17 protein-coding genes are annotated in these 19306 nt (G+C 72.4%); 10 read left to right on the top strand and 7 right to left on the bottom strand.

The features are described 5' to 3' along the window. Window positions 1-84 precede the first annotated feature (84 nt). A complete protein-coding gene (locus ACRX5S_RS23610) occupies window positions 85-1314 on the bottom strand; it encodes a hypothetical protein (RefSeq protein WP_436775054.1) in 1230 nt (409 codons plus the stop codon). A gap of 204 nt (window positions 1315-1518) precedes the next feature. Between ACRX5S_RS23610 and ACRX5S_RS23605 the strand changes: the two genes are divergently transcribed. After that, window positions 1519-2211 carry a type 1 glutamine amidotransferase gene (locus ACRX5S_RS23605; protein WP_436775053.1) on the top strand — a complete coding sequence of 231 codons (693 nt, stop codon included), beginning with the start codon at window positions 1519-1521 and terminating at the stop codon, window positions 2209-2211. Here the strand turns inward: ACRX5S_RS23605 and ACRX5S_RS23600 are convergent, their stop codons facing one another. After that, window positions 2212-2985 carry a TetR family transcriptional regulator gene (locus ACRX5S_RS23600; RefSeq protein ID WP_436775052.1) on the bottom strand — a complete coding sequence of 258 codons (774 nt, stop codon included), beginning with the start codon at window positions 2983-2985 and terminating at the stop codon, window positions 2212-2214. Between the two features lie 267 nt (window positions 2986-3252). Between ACRX5S_RS23600 and ACRX5S_RS23595 the strand changes: the two genes are divergently transcribed. From ACRX5S_RS23595 to ACRX5S_RS23580, 4 genes are all read left to right on the top strand, one after another. Next, window positions 3253-4758, top strand: coding sequence for an MFS transporter (locus ACRX5S_RS23595; RefSeq protein WP_436775051.1), 1506 nt, complete (start codon window positions 3253-3255; stop codon window positions 4756-4758). Between the two features lie 160 nt (window positions 4759-4918). Beyond that, a complete protein-coding gene (locus ACRX5S_RS23590; RefSeq protein WP_436775050.1) occupies window positions 4919-5119 on the top strand; it encodes a hypothetical protein in 201 nt (66 codons plus the stop codon). 23 nt (window positions 5120-5142) lie between these two features. Continuing rightward, window positions 5143-5361, top strand: a complete 219-nt coding sequence (locus tag ACRX5S_RS23585) for a hypothetical protein (protein WP_436775049.1) — start codon at window positions 5143-5145, stop codon at window positions 5359-5361. Between the two features lie 318 nt (window positions 5362-5679). Continuing rightward, entirely contained in the window at window positions 5680-6237 is a 558-nt protein-coding gene (locus tag ACRX5S_RS23580) for a MarR family winged helix-turn-helix transcriptional regulator (RefSeq protein WP_436775048.1), read from the top strand. A gap of 27 nt (window positions 6238-6264) precedes the next feature. Here the strand turns inward: ACRX5S_RS23580 and ACRX5S_RS23575 are convergent, their stop codons facing one another. From ACRX5S_RS23575 to ACRX5S_RS23560, 4 genes are all read right to left on the bottom strand, one after another. Then, window positions 6265-8376 (bottom strand): MMPL family transporter, encoded by a 2112-nt coding sequence (locus tag ACRX5S_RS23575; protein WP_436775047.1) that lies wholly within the window; start codon window positions 8374-8376, stop codon window positions 6265-6267. 141 nt (window positions 8377-8517) lie between these two features. Then, window positions 8518-9468 (bottom strand): EamA family transporter, encoded by a 951-nt coding sequence (locus ACRX5S_RS23570; RefSeq protein ID WP_436775046.1) that lies wholly within the window; start codon window positions 9466-9468, stop codon window positions 8518-8520. 127 nt (window positions 9469-9595) lie between these two features. Next, the gene (locus ACRX5S_RS23565; protein ID WP_436775045.1) at window positions 9596-10399 is read right to left on the bottom strand and encodes a hypothetical protein; all 804 of its coding nucleotides are present in this window, start codon (window positions 10397-10399) and stop codon (window positions 9596-9598) included. A gap of 150 nt (window positions 10400-10549) precedes the next feature. Further along, window positions 10550-11521, bottom strand: a complete 972-nt coding sequence (locus ACRX5S_RS23560) for a hypothetical protein (RefSeq protein WP_436775044.1) — start codon at window positions 11519-11521, stop codon at window positions 10550-10552. A 457-nt stretch (window positions 11522-11978) separates the two neighbouring features. On the opposite strand from ACRX5S_RS23560, the gene ACRX5S_RS23555 reads away from it, so the two are divergent. Next, window positions 11979-12185: a hypothetical protein gene (locus tag ACRX5S_RS23555; RefSeq protein WP_436775043.1), complete on the top strand. Its 207-nt coding sequence runs from the start codon at window positions 11979-11981 to the stop codon at window positions 12183-12185. Between the two features lie 82 nt (window positions 12186-12267). On the opposite strand, the gene ACRX5S_RS23550 is transcribed toward ACRX5S_RS23555, so the two are convergent. Beyond that, window positions 12268-13551, bottom strand: a complete 1284-nt coding sequence (locus tag ACRX5S_RS23550; protein ID WP_436775042.1) for an ATP-binding protein — start codon at window positions 13549-13551, stop codon at window positions 12268-12270. Between the two features lie 578 nt (window positions 13552-14129). Between ACRX5S_RS23550 and ACRX5S_RS23545 the strand changes: the two genes are divergently transcribed. The 4 genes from ACRX5S_RS23545 (at window position 14130) to ACRX5S_RS23530 (ending at window position 19122) form a co-directional block, all read left to right on the top strand. Beyond that, window positions 14130-15989: an NAD-binding protein gene (locus tag ACRX5S_RS23545; RefSeq protein ID WP_436775195.1), complete on the top strand. Its 1860-nt coding sequence runs from the start codon at window positions 14130-14132 to the stop codon at window positions 15987-15989. Between the two features lie 206 nt (window positions 15990-16195). Further along, window positions 16196-16594 (top strand): RNA-binding S4 domain-containing protein, encoded by a 399-nt coding sequence (locus tag ACRX5S_RS23540; RefSeq protein ID WP_436775041.1) that lies wholly within the window; start codon window positions 16196-16198, stop codon window positions 16592-16594. Between the two features lie 101 nt (window positions 16595-16695). Next, window positions 16696-17139 carry a GlcG/HbpS family heme-binding protein gene (locus ACRX5S_RS23535; protein WP_436775040.1) on the top strand — a complete coding sequence of 148 codons (444 nt, stop codon included), beginning with the start codon at window positions 16696-16698 and terminating at the stop codon, window positions 17137-17139. 162 nt (window positions 17140-17301) lie between these two features. Then, window positions 17302-19122 carry a hypothetical protein gene (locus ACRX5S_RS23530; RefSeq protein WP_436775039.1) on the top strand — a complete coding sequence of 607 codons (1821 nt, stop codon included), beginning with the start codon at window positions 17302-17304 and terminating at the stop codon, window positions 19120-19122. The last annotated feature ends 184 nt before the right edge of the window (window positions 19123-19306 follow it).

Genomic DNA, 19306 nt, shown 5'->3' with positions numbered 1-19306 from the left:
CGGCGATCACTGTCGTCCTGTCCAGCATGCCAAATCAGCGGTGGAACGCGGCGAGTACCCGGCCGCGCGAGCCGTGTTGCGCCGTCACCCCGCGGCCGCTCGCGCGGTGGCCAGCAGTTCGGGCAGCGTGCCGCCGAAGTCGGCCAGCAGCCGCAGCGCGACCGCCCAGGCCTCCGTCTCGGCGCCGAGAAAGTGCCCGGTGAGGCGGTTCACCGCGGTCCGGGCCTCGTCGAGCCGGGGGCCGGTCGTCGCCGCGAAGACGGCGAGCGCGGCATGGGCGGACGGCGCCCGCGCCAGGATCTCCCCGGCCGGGACCAGGCCCTCGTGGTACGCCCGGCGCAGCTCGCCGTCCCGCATACCGACGGTGAGCGCCGCCAACTGCCGGTACGCGTCCTGCCGCAGCCGGGTGCGCTCGCTCTGCGATCGCGTGTGGACGGGGGGCTTCCGGGTGTCGCCGCGCAGGTCGTCGCGCACCCACCCCGGGCAGTCGGGCTCGCCGCCGAGCGCGGCGACCGCGTCCGGCGCGAGCGCGGCGAGGCGGTGTTCCCGGCGGACCAGGTCCCACCGCAGCGGCTCGTGCGGCGCGAGGAGGACCAGGCGGGGGAGGACGGCCTGGGAACCGTCGTACGTGGACGACATGGGACCCAACCGCCCGGCGACGCTGCGCAGCCGGTCGACGACAAGCTGCGTGCGGCCCTCGTGCTCGATCAGACGCCCCAGCACGGCCCGCCCGTCGCGGGCCGCGAACGCGTCGGCGAACCGCTCGGCCACCGTCTCCGGCAGCGCCGCCGCCGTGCCGTACGCCTGCTCGGCCGCCTCCCGCCCGGCGAGGCGCCACAGGTTGAGCAGCGCGCGGGCGAGGACGGCGGGACCGGCGGGGTACGTGTGCCGGAACCGCAGCGCGCGTACGGCCGGCGCGACGACCTCGGGGTCAGCGGCCTCGACAAGCGCGTACACCTCGCGCTGCGGCAGCTTCTCCGCGGCGGCGATCGCTTCGCGGTCCATCCGGTGCGCCGCCATCGCCCGCAGCATGACGTCGCGCGGAGTCCGGGGATTGCGCAGCAGCTCCGCCGCGACCTCGGCCGCGGGATCCTCGGCAAGCCGCCGCAGCGTCGCAACCGAGACCGCCCCGTTCTGCGCGAGCGCCGTCCGGCAGGCGACGGAACCATGGCCCACCACGTACGACACGATCGCGCCGCGCTCCGGCAGCGACCCGTCCAGCACGCGGCGTCGCAGGTCCGAATCCAACCGGTCGAGCACCGGCCCGATGACCGCCCAGGACGCCTGCCCCAACAACAACGCCCAGGGATTCACCCCCCAACCCCCTTCCAAAGTGCCGGGCTGACGACACCCTTGTCAGTCCCAGCATCCCCTTTTGGTCGCGCGGTGTGTGCGCGGGCGGCGCGCGGTGTGTGGATAGTGCCTGCCAGACGACGCGATAATCATCTGATTGATCACCGTGCGGCGGCGGTGGGCGCCGGGGTGGACGCGGGGTTTTGTGTCGAACGAGGGGGCCTGATGCGTGCTCTGATCATCCGTCATGACCACCCGTCCACAGCCGGGTTCGTGGGCGAGCGGTTGACGCGGCGTGGGTTCGAGCTGGTCGAGATGCTGGTGGTGCCGGAGGCGGACTACGAACGCCCGGGCGTGACCGCCGAGTTCCCGGATCCGCACGGCTTCGACGTCGTCGTGGTCCTCGGGGCGCCCTGGTCGGTCTACGACACCGCGACGACGGGGACCTGGATCGACGACGAACTCGCGATGCTGCGCAAGGCATTGGCCGCCGACGTGCCGGTCCTCGGGATTTGCTTCGGCGGCCAGGCGATGGCCGCCGCATTTGGCGGAGGGGTCGAGCGGGCGGCGCGGCCGGAGATCGGCTGGACGGACGTCCGCTCCGACGATCCCGCGCTGATCTCCGAAGGCCCTTGGTTCCAATGGCACTTCGACCGCATCGTGGTGCCGCCGGAGGCGACGGAGATCGCGCGCAGCGACGTCGGACCGCAGGCGTACGTCATCGGGCGCTCGCTGGGCGTCCAGTTCCATCCCGAGGTGACCCCGGAGATCGTGCGCGCGTGGCTGGACCACGGCGGACTGCCGCAGGCACTCAGGTACGGGCACGACCCCGAGGAGTTGGCACGGCCGAGGGAGGGTGCGCGCGAGCAGGCGTACGAACTCGTGGACACCTTCCTGGACCGGATCGCCCGTATTTGATCAGGCGTCAGGTCCGATCGGTCGCCGGGCCTGATCAGTCGCCGGGTCCGACCGGCCGTCAGCCGGGGTCTCGACGAGTGGGTGCATCGCCGCGGCGAGGTGGGCGCGCAGGCGATCGGGCGGGGCGTCCATCAGGACGTCGATGCCCGCGACCGAGGCGAGGGCGCCCATGCCGACGTTGAGGGCCAGGATCATCGCGGCCCGCAGTTCGGCCTCGGGGCCTTCCAGGCGCTCGGCCAACGCGCCGACGGTGTCGCGGACCTGGGCGCGCATCAGATCGGCGACGCCCTCGCGGCCCGCCGAGCGGAGCATGAGCGCGAGCGGGTGTTCCCCGGCGATGGCCGGAGGGCGGTTGTGGAACCAGGTCACCGAGCGGTCGGGGAGTTCGTCGAGGGGTCCGTCGACGATGGCGGCGGGGTCGCGGTCGCGCGAGACGACCTTGACGAAGAGCTTTTCCTTCGACCCGAAGTAGCGGTAGATCAGGGCCGGGTTCACCCCGGCATCGGCGGCGATGTCGCGGACGGACGTGTTCTCGTACCCGTACCGGACGAACCGCGCCGCGGCGGCGTCCAGCAGGGCGGCCGCGGTGGTCTCGGCGCAACGGGGGCGCGGGGCGTCGGCTTTGGGCACGGGGCCGGGTCTGCCGTCGTGCGCTGCGTGCTCGGGTGTGTCGTGCTGCGCTGTGTCGTGCTCCGGTGCGTCGCCGTCCCGCGGTACCCCGTCCCGCGTGCCTCTGCTCCGCGCGTCGGCGGTGTCGGCGGCTGCGGTGTCCATGATCGTCGTCTCCCGGGGTGATCGCTGTGATCGCGCTGGATCGCGCGTGCCGCGGCGCGAGCCGCCGTGTCGCCGCGTCGGGGCATCGCCTCGCGCGTCGCGCACCTTGTCGCGGGCGTGGTGGGCGTAGTGGGCGTTTGTAGCACGCCCCGCCGCGGACCGCGGAGGGCGGCCCGGACCCCGGCCGGGCGTCGTGGATAATGATTGTCGCCTACATGTAAACCAGGTTTACATGGGGTGCCACGCACGCGAGGGGAACCACCTGCCTTGACCGCCATCGACAGGACGCGAGCCGGCGTCCCCGCCACCGCCCCCGGCCAGATACCCGCCCCGTCCGCCGCCGCCGACCAGCCCGGCGGCACGCCCGGCAAGGACACCGGGCGGTCCCGCACCGGGATCGTCCTGCTGATCCTCATCCTGGGCTCGCTGACGTACTCCCTGCTCCAGTCGATGCTGTCGCCCGCGCTCCCGGTCATCACGCGGGAGGTCGGCACCACCACCGACACCGCGTCGTGGCTGCTGACCGCGTACCTGCTCGTCGCCTCGGTGACCACGCCGGTGGTCAGCCGCCTCGGCGACATCCACGGCAAGAAGAACCTCTTCGTCGTCGCGATCGGGTCGCTCGGCGTCGGCTCGCTCATCTGCGGCCTCGCCGACAACATCAGCCTGCTCATCGTCGGCCGCGCGATCCAGGGCATCGGCGCCGCGGTCTTCCCGCTGTCGTTCGGCATCGTGCGCGACGAGTTCCCGCCCGAGCGGCGCGCAGCCGCGATCGGCCTGACGTCCGCGGTCATGGGCATCGGCGGCGGCATCGGCTCGGTGCTGGCCGGTCCGATCGTCGACAACCTCTCGTACCACTGGCTGTTCTGGATCCCGATGGTGGTGTGCATCTTCACCGTCGTCATGGCCTGGAAGTTCATCCCGGACTCGCCGAACCGCGTCCAGTCCAGCCGGATCAACTGGCTCGGCGCCGCGCTGCTCGCGGGCGCGCTCGCCAGCCTGCTCCTCGGCGTCAGCAAGGGCCGTTCGTGGGGCTGGGGTTCCGCGACGATCCTGGGCCTGCTGGGGGCCGCCGCGGTGCTGCTCGTGCTCTGGGTCCTCGCCGAACAGCGCTCGGACGCCCCGCTCGTCGACATGCGCGTCATGCGCCTGCGCGGCGTGTGGACCACCAACGTCGCGGGCCTGCTGACCGGTTACGCGATGATGAGCGCGATGTTCCTGATGCCACAGCTCCTTCAACTCCCGAAGTCGAGCGGCTTCGGATTCGGTACGTCCGTCACCATGGCCGGCGTCTACATGCTGCCGCTCGCGGTGGCCATGCTCATCGCCGGTCCCACGGCGGGCGTCCTGGAGGCGCGGTTCGGCTCGAAGCCGTCGCTGCTGGGCGGTTGCGTGCTGCTCGGCGTCGGCTCCCTGCTGCTGATCGTGGCGCACGGTGAGCTGTGGCAGATCACGATCGGCCTCTTCGTGTTCGGCCTCGGCGTCGGCGCCGCGATGGCCGCGATGGCGAACGTCATCGTCGGCGCGGTGCCGCCGGAGCAGACCGGAATCGCCAGCGGCATCAACACCATCGCGCGCACGGTCGGCATGTCCTTCGGCTCGGCCCTCTCCATGGTCGCGGTGACCTCGCACACCACGAGCGCCGGAGTGCCGACCGAGAACGGCTTCACCGTCGCATTCGCCATCGCCGCCGGCGCCGGAGTCCTGGCAGTCCTCGTAGGAATCCTCGTCCCCTCCACCCGCCGCAAGACCCCCACCAAACAGGTCACCTGACCCCAAGTCACCCCAGTCCCGGCTCAGGCCGTCGCCCCCGGCCGCGGCCGCCACGACCACCGCCACCGAGCAGACGCATCGCCCACTGTGCTCGTCGGAGGACACGGAGTGCTCATCCGCTGACAGCTTCACCGCCTGCCCCACGGCTGAACACGAAGGAATGCCCCTGACGCAGGACAAGCCGTCCATCTTCAAGGGCATCTTCGAGGAGGGCGAAGCCCGCGGCGAAGCGCGCGGTGAGGCGCGGATGATCCCTGTGGTTCTGGAGGGCTGCGGCCTCGTTGTGTCAGATGCCGACTGGCGCGAGATTGAGGCGTATTTGCCTGCGCACCCTTTGTGTTCGTTCAGGCACGGGGCGTGATCGATTGTTGGTACCGTTGCTTCGTGTCATCGCACGAGTACGACCCGATCGTTGAACTGTTCGTCAGGCAACCGCAGTTGCTCGAGCAACTACTCGGCGACAAGCTGCCGCCCACCTCGGGCAAGCCCGTTTGGAAGGTGGTTTCGCCGGACCTTCTTGAGTGGGCGGAGTCGCAGTTCGAAGGGAGCGCCGTAGGCACAACGAACGGCGACGCCGAGTCGCCCGCCTCCGACTCCAACTGACCGACAAGGCCGACGGCCCGGCCAAGATCTGATCCAGATCCGTGCACTCCCAGTAGGCTCGCGACCGCGGCGTCGTAGTCCTCGGCCGTGACGACGATGCGCAGTTCGGCGACTTCGGGGTCGGTCATGTGGTCTCCAGGGGAGGGCAGCCGGGGTGCCGGGCCGGTGCGCGGTGTTCATCGGCTCAGTGTGGGTCGGGATCGACGCCGGTCCGGGGGCGACACGGCGCAGACAGGCCGCCACGGGGGTTGGATTCGTGCGGAGCGGCGCCCCTGACGCCGTGACGGAGGTGAGCGGTACGTGGTCGGCAGGTGGACCATGAGCGAGACCGAGAAGGCCGTCCAGGAGCGCCTGGGGGACGTGGCGCTGCGCCGCGAGCAGATGGCCGCGGTGTCGAACATCTACCGCGCGGCGACCGCCGTCCGGCAGCACTTGGAGAACTCGGTGCTGCGTGAGGTCGAGCTGACGTGGACGGCGTTCACCGTGCTGTGGGAGATCTGGATCCGGGGCGAGTCCGAGACCCGGCACGTCGCCGAGGAGGCGGGGATTTCCAAGGGCACGCTCACCGGCGTCGTCCGGACCCTGGAGGCGCGAGGACTACTGACGCGCACTCAGCACGCGTCGGACGGACGCCTGGTCCTGCTCGCGCTCACCCCCGCGGGCGAGGAGCTGATGACGCGCGTCTTCCCCGCCTTCAACGCCGAGGAAGCCTTCGTCACCGACGATCTGACGGCCGAAGAGTGCCTGGAACTCGCCGCCGGACTGCGGAGAATCGTGGCCAGGCTGGAGACGCGAGGCGAGGAACGCCGCGAGGAGTTGCTGGCCGGCCAGCCCCCGAAGCCGAGGCGCAGCGGCCGTCGGCGAGCGAAGTCCTGATCCCCGTTGGGGAGTTGCGCGGATCGCTCACTCCCGGCGGGCCGGGGCGCCGGTTGTCCGCGACGTCCACTCCTCCGCCTCCGGTTTCGACAAGTGGCTCGGCCACCACATCTTGCGGTCCAGGTCCACCGTCAGCGCAGTGACCAGCACCGACCGTACGACCAGGGTGTCCAGCAACACGCCCAGGGCCACGGCGAAGCCGATTTCGGTGAACGCCACGACCGGCAGTGTCGCCAGGACGGCGAACGTGCTGGCCAGGATCAGGCCCGCGGATGTGATCACCCCGCCTGTGGCTGCCAGGCCGACGACTGCGCCCTCGCGCGTGCCGCGGTGGGCGGCCTCCTCGCGGACGCGCGTCATCAGGAAGATGTTGTAGTCGATGCCCAGCGCGACCAGGAACACGAAGACGAACAGCGGGAACGCGTTGTCCTGGGCGGCGAAGTCGAATACGTGCTCGAAGACGAACACGCTGATCCCGAGTGCCGCCGCGTAGGACAGGACCACCGTGGCGATCAGCAGCACCGGCGCGACCAGGGCGCGCAGCAGTACGCCGAGGATGATGAGGACCACGACGAGGACCAGCGGGATGATCACCTTGTTGTCCTGCGAGGCGGCGCGTTCGGCGTCCATGATGACCGCGGTGCCGCCACCGACCCGGGCGTCCGCGTCCGGGATCGCGTGCACCGCGTCGCGTACCCGGTCGACCGTGTCCTTCGCGGCGTCGCTGTCCGGGCGGTCGTTGACCGTGGCCTGGAAGAACGCCCGTCCCTCGGCAACTGCCGGAGGTGTCACGGCAGACACGCCGGGATCCGCGCGTACGGCCGCCTCCACCGCGGGAGTTGCCGGTGCGTTGGCGATGACCGACAGCGGGTCGCCGGTGCCCGCGGGGAAGTGCTCGTCCAGGACCTCCTGGCCGACGACCGAGTCCGGCCTGTCGGTGAAGCCGTCCGCCGCGCTGAGGCCGGTGGCGTTCAGTGACACCAGCCCGACCGCGCACGCGGCCAGCGCGAGGCCGGTGCCGATCCACACCTTGCGCGGCCGCCGTGCGATGGCGCGGCCGATGTGCGCCCAACGTCCGGTCCGGGTCGGCTCGTCGCTGCCGAACCCCGGTTTCACCGGCCAGAACACCCACCGGCTCACGACCACCAGCAGCGCGGGCAGCAGCGTCAACATGGCTGCCAGCGCCACGAGTACGCCGATCGCACACACCGGGCCGAGCCCGCGCGTCGAGTTCATCTCGGCCGCCAGCAGGCACAGCATCGAGATGACGACCGTCGCCGAACTCGCCAGGATCGCCGGGCCCGCACGGTGCAGCGCGAGCGCCATCGCCTCGTGCCGGTCCTCGTGCCGCCGCAACTCCTCGCGGTAGCGCGCGGTCAGCAGCAGCGCATAGTCCGTCCCCGCACCGAGCACCAGCACGATCAGGATGCCCGCGCTCTGCGCGTTGACCGTCAGCCCCGCGTGCTCCGCCAGCAGATAGATGACCGCCTGCGAGACCACCAGCGACGCCCCCGCCGCCAGCAGCGGGAACAGCCACAACACCGGGCTCCGGTAGGTCAGCAGCAGCAACAGCACGACCACCGCCACCGTGGCGGTCAGCAGCGTGCTGTCGATCCCCTCGAACGCCTCCGCCTGGTCGGCCCCGATGCCGCCGGGTCCCGTCACATGCGTCGTCATGCCCTGGTCATCGGCACCCGCGACGTCCCGCAGCCGGTCCACGGCCGGGGTGAGGTTCTCCCAGCCTTCCTCGCCCACCGCGATCGGCACGATCGTCTGCATCGCCTGTCCGTCCGGCGACACGACCGGCCCCACCACGGGCGGCACCACATGCGGCGCGGAGGCGAACGCGGCCGCGTCCCGGGTCGCCTTCGCCACGTCGGCGGGCGTGATCCCCCCAACACGCTCGTAGACCACGACCGCCCGCATCGTCGTCGTGGCCTCGAAGTTCTCCTGCTCGTCGATGACCTTCGTCGACTCCGCGTTCCCCGGCAGCCAACTCGACGCCTGGTTGTCCTCCGCGTCCGCCAACTTCCCCGCCAGCGGCCCCGCCACCACGAGCAGCAGGAGCCAGACCACCACCACCGCCCACTTGCCGCGGCGGCCGCAGGGCAGGGATGCAAGTCTTTGCGTGGGACTCATGGGACGTTCCGCGGTAACTTCCGATCACCGAAACCCCGAGCGATACGTGCGGCGGACCCCGGCACCCTTCCACGGGACCCATCCCCTACCCTCGCACCACCCCCGGCATCCCGCAGCCCGAGTCGGACGCGCCGCCGACCGTCAGCCGCCGTCGGGTCGGACCTCGGCCGGACCCGGCGCAGCGGCCGACCGCGGAGAGCCCCGGCGTACGGCGTCCGCGGCGAAGACGGCCAGCGCGGCCCAGACCAGGATGAAGCCGGTCCAGCGAGCCGCGGGCATCGGCTCGTGGCGGAGGCCGACACCGATCGCGAATTGCAGGGCCGGGTTGACGTACATCAGCAGGCTGAAGCCGGACAGCGGCATACGGTGCAGCGCCATCAGCCGCAGGAGGCTCGGCAGCGCGGTGATCAGCCCGGCGGCCGGGAGCAGGAGCAGCATCACCGGGTCGAACTGCGTGCCCCCGCCGCCTCGTACGGTCGTCCACACGATGACCGCCAGGCCGAACGGCAGCATCGCGGTCAGCTCGACCGCGCTCCCCGCGGCCGCGGGCAGCGGTCGGCGCTTGCGTTCGTAGCCGTACGCAGTGACGGTCGCGGCAATCGCGAACGCCACCCACGGCACGCCGCGGTGCGTCGCCACCAACACGCCCAGCGCGACCGCCGCCACGCCGCATGCGCACCACTGCGCCCGCCGCATCGTCTCACCCAGCACGGCCACCCCGACGAGCGCGCCGGAGAGGGGTGCGACGAGGAGCGCGAGGGACGCTTCGACGACGCGGCCGGACACGACCGCGTAGATGTACACCGCCCACGACCCGCCCAGCATCAGGCCGCTGCGCCCGAGGGAGCGCAGGTCGCGCGGGCTGCGCAACAACGCCGCGACGTCTCCCCGCGAGACCCTGCCGACCAGCGTGACGAGGACGGCGGCCAGGCACGACCACGTGATGCGGTGGGCGACGATCAGCGGGGTGGCCAGCCCGTCCAGCAGTGGCCAGAACAGCGGCTGCACGCCCCAGACCAGTTGCGCGGCGACGCCGTAGGCGACGCCCGCGGCGGCCTGGTCGCGTGGTCGCGCCGCCGTCTCCGCTGCCACCCGCCGCCCCGATCGTGTCCGTCGGTCGCACGGTAGTGCAGCTGCGGTGGCGGAGCGGACGGCACGGGGTCTTCCCGCGCCCGGCGGACAACCGAGTTCGCGTCACAGACTTCGACCGCCACGCCGGTCAGATGGTCGTGCCGGGGATCGGCGTGGCGAGCGGCTGCGGCGGTCCGGCGGCGGGGCCGACGATGAGGTGGATCTTGTCGACGGCCATGGCGTAGACGGCCGCGGCGGCTTCGGTGGAGTCGCCGCCCGCCTGGAAGAAGACGTACAGCAACTCGACGGCGCCGAGGGGTTCGAGGGCCAGGTAGCCGTTGACGGAGACGCCCGCGTACGTGCCGTCCATGCGCAGGGCCACGGCATCGGGGCCGCCGAAGCTGACGGGTGAGAGGTTGAGGGTGAGCGGCGGGCCGCCGTCCGAGCCGGGGAACGTCAGGGTCGTGCAGCTCGTCAGCGCGTCGCGGATCGCCGCGTGCCCGGCCGCGATGCTCTCCGGCGGGCCCGCGGTCAGCTTCTGCTGGATGACCACGCTGCCCGCGCTCAGTTGTACCTCGGGCCAGGGGTCGGCGGTGTCCTGGGTGCGGGAGCCGCGGAGGTCGTCCAGCGCGGCACAGCCCGTCGGACCGGTGCCGTCGTCGTCGGGGGACGGTTCGCTCTGCTCGACGTCGGGACCGAGGTCGAGCGGTTCGAGCAGCGCTTCGCGCAGGGTGTCGGGTGTCGGTACGCCGTCCTCCGCCTGGGCGGGGAACGGTCCCGCGGCCAGCACGAGTGCGCAGGCCGTACCGGCGACGAGGGCTGCTCGGGGGCGGAGCCTGCGGGGTCCGCGGAACACCGTGAAGCCGAGGAGACTGCGGATCGAGCGGGTTCTGCGGATCCCGCGGTGCTTGCGCCCTGGGGCCGGGGTCTGGGGTTGCCGCGCTGTGCGCATGTACGCCTCCGGGGGCCGGCGGGGCCGGATGAGCCGGTCTTCCCAGGCTTCCCAGGTTCGGCGCGATCCGCAAATGCGGGGGACGTGTCACAGGAGGCCGCGGGCCACCGGGATCCCGTTGCGGGCTTCGCCGGCCCTCGCGCCCCCGCTCTACCCCGCCACGAAGATGTGCAGGATCGGCGGATGCGCCGGTACCTCGTCCGGGGCCAGCGAGAACACCGCCAGGCGGTACGCCGTGGGCGCGCACGACTCGGTCGCCGCCGGAACCGGGCCCGAACCGGCCTCCGGCGCCTCGGACTTGGCCAACTCCAGGCGCCCGTCCGGCCCGTGCCGCAACTGCGTGGTGTACGACTCGCACACCGGGTACAGGAACGCGAACGTCCGCTCGCGCGACAGGTCGTACGTCGCCGTCTCCGGATGCCGGTACGCCGCCGCCAGGTCCTTCGGCGCCGAGATCTCCTGCGCCCCGGGCAGACCGCCGAGCCCGGCCAGCCACGAGCGCGCCGCCTCCACGTCCGGGACCTCGGCGGCGACCACGCCCAGCTCCGGCTGCGCGGACACCAGCGCGGTGCTGCGCAGGATGCCGACACCTGCGGCCCGCGGGCTGTTGCCGTCCAACACCGGTGCGGGCGGCAGGAGTTCGCGCGGAACCTCGAAGTCGGCCATGGCGAAATTGGGCCTGGCGCAGTTGTCGGCGGCGTTGCCCGGCAGGTCCACGCCGACGCCCAGGTTGCTGCCGTCCGCGTAGAGCCGCAGCGCGGTGGCCTTCTCACACTTCGTCGAGACCGACGCGGTGACCACCACGTTGCGCGTGAAGTCGGTCGGGGGCGCGGCCATCGCCGCGGCGCGGCGGTCGTCGTCCGAGCGGGTGGCGATGTACTCGCGCCAGGACGTCGCGACCGCGAAGACCGTGCCGAAGTCCTGCGGGTCCCAGCTCAGCGTCCGGGTGTCGATCCGCGTGCCTTCGGGCTTCGCGGGGTCCTCCTCGTTCCCCCAGTCCCCGGCCAGGACGACCGCGATCGCGATGAGGACGACCATGACGCCGGCCATCACCGTGAGCAGGTGGCGCCCGTCGTCGCGCGGATCGTGGGGCTCGGAGGCGGTGTCCTGTGCGGCGTCCATGCGGGGTGAGACGGACGTCCCCGCGCGTCGGTTCCCGCCCTCCCGGACCGCGCGGCGCACGAGGCCGGGCAACCGGGCGGCCCGGCCCGCGAGCGCCACCGCAGGCGGTTCCAGGCCATCGTCGTACGGCAGTTCGCAGCCCGGTGCGGCCGGTGCGCCCGGCGCCTCGCACCGCGGATGCACCCGCTGAATCCGACTCCGAAAGACTGCGGACAACCGGCGGCAACCTTCCGGTAGTTCGATGGGCGGACAGGCCGGGCAGCTGGATCTACCCTCATGTAGATTACGCGGTGCCCGGACGTCCGCCCCCGGGACCCCGCATCCGTGTGCGCGGTGCAGCCGGGTCCGCACGCGGCGGGGGGCGTGCCGCCGGCCGCCCCGGCGCCGGGGCGGCCGCGAACTGTCTCTACAGTTGGCTCGATTCCTTGCTCGGGGCAGAGCTTGATCCGGAGGAACCATGGTGGACTGGGAAGTGGCGACACTGGGCGGCGGACCCGCGGACGGGCTCACCGTGCGCGTGGTGGACCGGCCCTCGGTGCTCCAGGTCGTCTACCCGTGCGCCGTGGACACACCGGCCTCGGAGGCGCAGGTGCAGGCGATGTACGTCTACCGGCGCCGCACCGGCGAGCCGCTGTCGTACGGATTCGACGCCGCGACGCCCTGAGGCAACCGCGGGGGGTGTACCTCGCGGCAACCACCTCCGCGCCGACCCGGCAGGCGTTCGCGCACGCCGCGCGGGGGCGCACCTACACCCGCGCGTGCGTCGTGATGTCCACCCGGAAGTCCGCGACCATGCCCGGCGTCACCGTCGGGCGGCACTGCGCCACCGCCTCCAGGTAGTCCCGCGTGCCCGCCCCCGCGACGCCCGGCGCGGGCAGGTCGAGGTCGCGTTCGAAGGACGCCTGCGCGGCGATCCGCGCGGCGTGCTCGATGTCCGCGGGCGTGAACAGCTCGCTGGCCCGGACCAGCGCCTCAAGGTCGACGTCGGTGCGCCGCGCGTGTGCGTACCGCCTCCACATGGCCCGCCGCGCCGCGTTGTCGGGCGTGCCGATCGGGATGACGTAGTCGAACCGCCCGGGCCGCAGGAACGCCGGGTCCAGCGACCGCACCGAGTTCGTCGCACACACCAGCAGTCGCTCGCTGCGCTCCCGGAACGCCGGTATCAGCTTGAGGAGTTCGTTGGTCACGGAGTGCGTTCCGCCGGGCGGCGCCGCGGATTCGAACTGCCGCACCGGCGCGATCTCCTCGACCTCGTCGATGAACACCACCACGCGGTCGAGTTCGGCCAGCCGCGCGAACGCCTCGCGCAGCGCGGCGGCCAGGTTGCCGCTGTCCGCCAGCCGCGACGGCAGCAGTTCGACGAACGGCCAGCCGAGCCGCGACGCGATGCCCCGCGCGAACGTGGTCTTCCCGGTGCCCGGCGGCCCGAACAGCGCGATGGCGCGCGGCGGTTCGACCCCGTGCCGCTCGGCGCGCCCGGGATCGGCCAGCGGCAGGACCACCCGCCGCTCGATCAGCGTCTTCTCCTCGTCCATGCCCGCGAGACGCGACCACAGGTCGCCCGGCAGTACGCGCCCGCCGAGCCGGTCGAGGACGTCCGCCGCGCGGTCGTCCACGGGCTCCAGCTTCTCGAAGTACGCCACCGCGGGGCGCCGGTCGTACCCCGCGTTGACCAGGCCCTCCTGGAGCAGGTCCTCCTCCGGCAGCACGTACGCGATGCGCCGCACGCGCATCTCGACCAGGCGCCGTTCCAGCGCCAGCAGCAGCGCGCTGGCCAGGCCGAGGCCGCGCAGCGCCGGGGCCAGCGCGATGCGCATCACCCAGGCGCGGCCCTCCGCGACGGTGGCGAGCGCGGCGCCGACCACGTCGCCGTCGCGGCGCGCCACCACGGCGGGCTGGCGGGCGGTGAGGGCGGTGATGCACTCGGAGACGGAGAAGACCGAGTCCGGGCCGAGGCCCGACGTCGTGTCGATGAGGTGCACGACGGCCGCGAGGTCGTCGTCGCGGTACTCCTGAACGATCCAGCCCATCGGCAAACCTCCAGCGGCGCGCGCGTCCGGCCCCGGGCAGGGGACCGGACGCGGTGGTCGAGTGCCGAACGCTAGGGGCGGATGCCGGGCGCGCGACTCCGCCGAACTGGACAAGCTGGGCACCCGGAATGCGCCGGTGTGCGGATTGACCGCGTCGTTCACGCCCCGGAGTCGGACCGTTGCGGCAGGGTGGTGGGGTGGCGATTGCTCCCGATCAGGCGGCCGACGGGCCCGCCGACCAGACCCGGCCGGGTGCGCGGGCGGACGTGGGCGCGGGTGAGCCGGGTCCGGATGGCCCGGAGGCGCGTGGTGCGAGGGCGGGTGGCGTGGGCACCGGTGGCGCGCGTGCGGGTGCCCCGGGCATTCCGAGTCCTCCGCAAGCTCCCCGTGCCCCCGGCGACCCGGGCGCTCCCGGCGGTCCGGACATCCAGGCGGCCTCCGCCGTCCCCGCGCAGGCCGCCCCCACCCGTGACGGAACCGCCGCACCCGGGCGGACGCCCGACCTGCACGCCGCCCCCGATCCGGCCGCCGCTCCCGCGCCCGCGTCCGCCGAGCCGCCCGTCCCGCCGCCGGCGCCCATGGTCGTGTGCGGGGACGACGCCCTCGCGTACCGGCTCACCGGCGAACTCGTGCGGCTGTACGAGCGGCCCGTCACCGCGCTCGTGCCCTCCGCGCAGTCCGGCAACGGCCCGCTGATCGCGGAACTCGCCCGCGGCGAACGGCTCGCGGTGACGGTACGCGAGGCCGCCGAGCCCAGCGAGGCGGCGCTGTTGGCAGTCGGGGTGCAGCACGCCGAAGCGGTCGCCCTGACGTACACCGACGACCAGACGAACATCCACGCGGCTCTCCGGGCCCGCCGCGTCAACCCGTCCGTGCGCCTGGTCATCCGTCTCTTCAACCGCAAACTCGGCCGCTATGTCGAGGACTTGCTGTCCCGCGCCACCGCTCACGCGCCCGGCGCCGAGGTGACCGTGCTGTCCGACGCGGACACCGCGGCCCCCGCGCTCGTCGCCGCCGCGCTCGCCGGGCAGCGCAGCCGCATCGTGGAGGCGGACGGCCTGCTCCTGCGCGCGGCGGACCGCGCCGCGGGAGAGCCGGTCGTCTCCATGGACCTGGGCGAACTGTGCACGCTCGCACTGCTGTCCGACACCGCGTCCGAGCGGCGCGGCGAGGGCCCGATCCCGCCGCGCGGCCCGATGCTGCTGCCCGAGGACGACGAGGTCGAGACCGCGTCCCTCACCCGCAGCCGGGTGGTGCTGGAGGCGGTGACCCGCGAGTCGGCGCTGCCCGAAACCGCCGCGCCCAGGCGGTCGTTGGGGAAGCTGCCGCGCGTGCCGTTCGGCGAACTGTTCTCGCGCAGGCTCATGCTGGCGGTCGCGATACTGGTCGCGCTGGAAGCGCTGTTCGCGGTGCTGACGTGGCGGGTCACGCGCGAACCGCCGTTGCGCGCCGCGTACTTGTCGGTCCTGGACCTGCTCAGCATGGGCGACCCGGCCATCGGCGAGCGCAAGGGCCGTCAGATCCTCCAACTGCTCTCCGGGCTCACGGGGTTGGCGCTGCTGCCGGTGCTGTTCGCGGTGGTCCTGCAAGCTCTCGGCTCGTTCCGCACCGCGACCGCGCTGCGCCAGCCACCCCGCGGACTGACCGGCCACATCGTGCTGATGGGTCTCGGCCGGGTCGGCAGCCGCGTCCTCGACCGGCTGCACGCGCTCGGAGTCTCGGTGGTGTGCGTGGAACGCGATCCCCAGGCGCGCGGCGTGGCCCTGGCCAGGGCGCTGCACGTGCCGGTGGTGCTCGGCGACGCGACGCAGGAAGGCGTCCTGGAGTCGGCCCTGATCGAGCGCGCGCAGGCCGTGCTCGCGCTCACCAGCAGCGACGGAAGCAACCTCGAAACAGCCTTGTACGCACGGGAGTTCAAGCCCGACATCCGGGTGGTCATGCGGCTTTTCGAGGACGACTTCGCGGCGGTGGTCAACCAGGCGATGCGGGCGTCCTTCCCGCAGGCCACGACGCGCAGCCGCAGCGTGTCCACGCTCGCCGCACCGTCGTTCGCGGCGGCGATGATGGGACGGCAGATCCTCGGCGCACTGCCGGTGGAGCGCAAGGTGCTGGTCTTCGTGGCCCTGGAGGTGGGCAACCACCCGGAGTTGCTGGGCCGTACGGTCGACGAGGCGTTCCGGCCCGGCGCGTGGCGCGTCCTCGCCCTCGACCTCGCCGATCCGCGCGACCGGCGGGGCCTCACGCCGACGATCGGCGACGCCCACCGTCGGCCCGAACTGGCCTGGGGCCTGCACCAGGGGTATGTGCTCCAGGCCCGTGACCGGGTCGTCCTCGCGACGACCCGCCGCGGACTGGGCGAGCTTCTGCAACGGCGCCCGGGCACGACGGCGGGCGGCGGGCCGCGCCGGGCGGCCGCGGGGGACGACCGCTCGCGGTAGCCGCGCCGGACTCCATCGCACCCGCGTCCGTCGTACCCGCGTCCGTCGTACCCGCGTGAGTCGTACCCGAGCCGACCGCATCGGAGCCGTCCGTACCCGAACCGTCCGTACCCGCGCCGTTCGTACCCGCGCCGTTCGTACCCGAGCCGACCGCTCCGGAGCCGTCGGCATCAGAGGCGCCCGCATCAGACATTAGAGTCGTACGCATGGCAGGAACCGACGGGAACGCCCCGGCGAGCGTGCGCGTGGACGCCTGGATCTGGGCGGTCCGGCTCACCAAGACCCGCTCGATCGCCGCGGCCGCGTGCAAGGCGGGCCACGTCCGCGTCAACGGCGACCGCGTCAAGCCCGCGCAGTCGCTCAAGGTCGGTGACGAGGTGCGGCTGCGCCTCGACGGCCGGGAGCGGATCGTCGTGGTCGCGAAACTCATCCTGAAGCGCGTGGGCGCCCCCGTCGCGGCCGAGTGCTACACCGACAACAGCCCGCCGCCCCCGCCGCGCGAGGTCGCCGCGGCCCTCGGCGTCCGCGACCGCGGGACCGGGCGCCCGACCAAGCGCGACCGCCGCCTCATGGACCAGTTGCGGGGCGGCCCCGGCGGCCCTTGAAGCCGTCGGGGCCTGCCGTTAGCGTCCGGCGCATCGCACGGCGATCACGACGTGCGAACACGTGCAATGACGTTCGAAGACGTTCAAAGGGGCGCGGCGGGATGAGCGAGACCAGCAGCGGGCAGGGCGGCGCGGGCACGGTGGCGGCGTACGAGGTCTCCTCGGCGGCCGCGGGCGCCATCGTGGCCGACATCGTCGCCAAGTGCGCCGCGACCGGGACGGCCGTGAGCGTCGCGGTCGTGGACTCCGCAGGGACGCTCGTCGCGTTCCACCGCATGGACGGCGCGCTGCGGTTCAGCGCGGACCTGGCGGTGGCGAAGGCGCGGACCTCGGCGTCCTTCGGGCGGACCACCGCGTTCATGGAGGGCCTCATGACCGACCGCCCGGCGTTCTCGCAGAGCTTCACCGAGATCGGCGGCTGGTACCTCGGGCGCGGCGGCCACCCGCTGCTGCGCGACGGCAAGCCGGTCGGCGGCGTCGGGGTGAGCGGCGACGCGGCCGAGTACGAGGACCGCCTCGCCCAGGAGGCGGCCGAGGCGTTCTGACCTCGCGGACGGCCGAGTTGCGGACGGCGCAGTTCGGTCACAGCCGACAAATGTCGTAATTCGGTTGCCCCGCACGGCCGTACGCAGGCCGAATTGCGCTGATCGAACCTCTCGCCTCATGGATAGTGGCGTGATTTCGCCCGTCGGTAGTGTCGGGCGATCATGGGTATCTCGGGCACCACGAGCCACAAGAAGCCGCCGCGGCGGATCGTCCGCAAACGCATCCTGCTCGTCACCATGGGAGCCGTCCTGCTCAGCGGGGCGACCGGGGTGGCGGCGTACGCCAAGCAGGGTTCGTCCGGCAAGGCGGCCGGACCGAGACCCTGCACGCTGCTCCCGAACCCCAACACGCCGGTCGAGAGCGAGGAGCGCACTTGCTTTTCGGTGGCCGCGAGCGTGGACCGTACGCCCGCCTTGGGTGAGACCGCCACCGTGCGCTTCACTGTCACCTCGCAGTACGCCGCCAAGGGCGTGCGCATCGAGGCCGACCTGCCCGCGGGCCTGACCTGGGCCACGCCGCCCGCCGGCCTCGCGAGTCGCACCCAGGACGACGCCGCCCCCGTCAACGGCGGCCGGATCAACCGCGCCGACGCGTCCGGCTCGTTCAAGAAGGGCGAGGCCAAGACGTACGAGGGCAAGATCGCCGCGTCCGCCCCGGGACCGGCGGAGATACGCATACGCGCGCTCAAGGACGAGGAGCGGGGCGTCTCGGCCGCCGAGGACGCGGTCTTCCTCACCGTCGGATCCGGCGGCAGCCCGTCGGTGCTCGGCATCGTCCCGCCCGCCGAGGGCGAGGCCGTCGACACTCCGGCCCCGGTCGAGCCGCAGCCGGTCACGCCGTTTCGTCGGCCGGAGGAGGTGCCGGAGGAGGCCAAGCCCGCGCCGAGCAGCGACGACGCGCAGCCGCGTACCGGCACCGCGACCCCCGACGGCAGTGCGCCCAGTGCCGCCGCTGCCGCCGCGCCGCAGGCGTGCGTCACCGGCACATGGGTCTACGTCGACAACAAGGGCAAGACCCGTCCGGTCGTCAACGCCGGCGTGCAGGCGTGGGACTCCGACGAGAGCAACGCGCACGACCTGCTCGGCAGCGGAGTGACCAGCTCGACCGGGGCGTACAAGATCTGCTTCGCCAACACCGACGGCACGTCGGCCGGGCAGGACGTCTACGTCAAGATGTTCACCACGAACTCCCGCTGGAAGGTGCAGAAGACCGGCACCGGCAGCAGCTACGTCTTCAAGACCAAAACGGTGGCGAACGTCAAGACCGGTACCACCGCGAACCTCGGCACCACCAAGCCCACCGACGCGAGTCTCATGCGCGCGCTCCAGGCGTTCGACGTGGCCAACGACGTGTGGCTGTGGGTGCCGGGCAGTACCTGCTGGGACGCCCTCGACACCACCTGCCGTCAGCTCGTCCTGAACTGGGCGCCCGGGTCGCAGGAGGGCAACTACTACAGCGGCGCGGCCGATCAGGCCTTCCTCAAGGGCACCGCGCCCGACTCCCGCATGACCGTTGCCCACGAGATAACCCACGCGCTCATGGACGATGTGTACGAGGACAAGACACCGCCGATCCCCAATTGCAGCCCGCACGGCGTGTCGGCCAAGTCGTCCACCGGCTGCGCGTGGGTCGAGGGCTTTGCGGAGTGGCTGCCGGCCGGCGTCTACAACGACCCGTACTACCGCTGGCCCAGCGGCGCGTCGATGAACCTGGAGACGCCGAACAGGAGCACCGCCGGATGGGACGACGGGGACACCGTCGAGGGCCGCGTCGCCGGGGCGCTCATCGACATCGCCGACAGCACCAATGAGGGCAACGACATCTATGGCGAGGGCGATCCCGGGAACATCTGGCAGACCTTCATCAAGCACCGCGCCAACACGTTCCGCGAGTTCTGGGAGCACCGGAAGGCGGACGGGTACAACACGGCGTGGACGGGAGCGCTCAAGAGCGTGTACCAGAACACGATCGACTACCGGTGACGATTGCGGTCCGGGCAACAGGCGTGACGCACACGCGCGACCTACACGCGTGACACGTCTGGGACCTACACACGTAACGAACATGCATGTGACCCACACGCGTGACCTAGGTGCGTGACCCACACGCGTGACCCACACGCGTGACCTACGTGCGTGACCTACGTGCGTGACCCACACGCGACGC

Origin of the sequence: Yinghuangia sp. YIM S09857, assembly GCF_051388915.1 — a bacterium.
GTDB lineage: Bacteria > Actinomycetota > Actinomycetes > Streptomycetales > Streptomycetaceae > Yinghuangia.
Note: the sequence above shows the minus strand (reverse complement) of the source record. Positions and strands in the feature narration are given on the sequence as shown.

Coding starts and splice junctions, on each gene's coding strand:
- ACRX5S_RS23605 (WP_436775053.1), top strand. CDS start 1,519: ATGCGTGCTCTGATCATCCGTCATGACCACCCGTCCACAGCCGGGTTC.
- ACRX5S_RS23565 (WP_436775045.1), bottom strand. CDS start 10,399: ATGCGCACAGCGCGGCAACCCCAGACCCCGGCCCCAGGGCGCAAGCAC.
- ACRX5S_RS23580 (WP_436775048.1), top strand. CDS start 5,680: ATGAGCGAGACCGAGAAGGCCGTCCAGGAGCGCCTGGGGGACGTGGCG.
- ACRX5S_RS23590 (WP_436775050.1), top strand. CDS start 4,919: ATGCCCCTGACGCAGGACAAGCCGTCCATCTTCAAGGGCATCTTCGAG.
- ACRX5S_RS23545 (WP_436775195.1), top strand. CDS start 14,130: ATGGTCGTGTGCGGGGACGACGCCCTCGCGTACCGGCTCACCGGCGAA.
- ACRX5S_RS23530 (WP_436775039.1), top strand. CDS start 17,302: ATGGGTATCTCGGGCACCACGAGCCACAAGAAGCCGCCGCGGCGGATC.
- ACRX5S_RS23555 (WP_436775043.1), top strand. CDS start 11,979: ATGGTGGACTGGGAAGTGGCGACACTGGGCGGCGGACCCGCGGACGGG.
- ACRX5S_RS23560 (WP_436775044.1), bottom strand. CDS start 11,521: ATGGACGCCGCACAGGACACCGCCTCCGAGCCCCACGATCCGCGCGAC.
- ACRX5S_RS23550 (WP_436775042.1), bottom strand. CDS start 13,551: ATGGGCTGGATCGTTCAGGAGTACCGCGACGACGACCTCGCGGCCGTC.
- ACRX5S_RS23535 (WP_436775040.1), top strand. CDS start 16,696: ATGAGCGAGACCAGCAGCGGGCAGGGCGGCGCGGGCACGGTGGCGGCG.
- ACRX5S_RS23575 (WP_436775047.1), bottom strand. CDS start 8,376: ATGAGTCCCACGCAAAGACTTGCATCCCTGCCCTGCGGCCGCCGCGGC.
- ACRX5S_RS23600 (WP_436775052.1), bottom strand. CDS start 2,985: ATGGACACCGCAGCCGCCGACACCGCCGACGCGCGGAGCAGAGGCACG.
- ACRX5S_RS23540 (WP_436775041.1), top strand. CDS start 16,196: ATGGCAGGAACCGACGGGAACGCCCCGGCGAGCGTGCGCGTGGACGCC.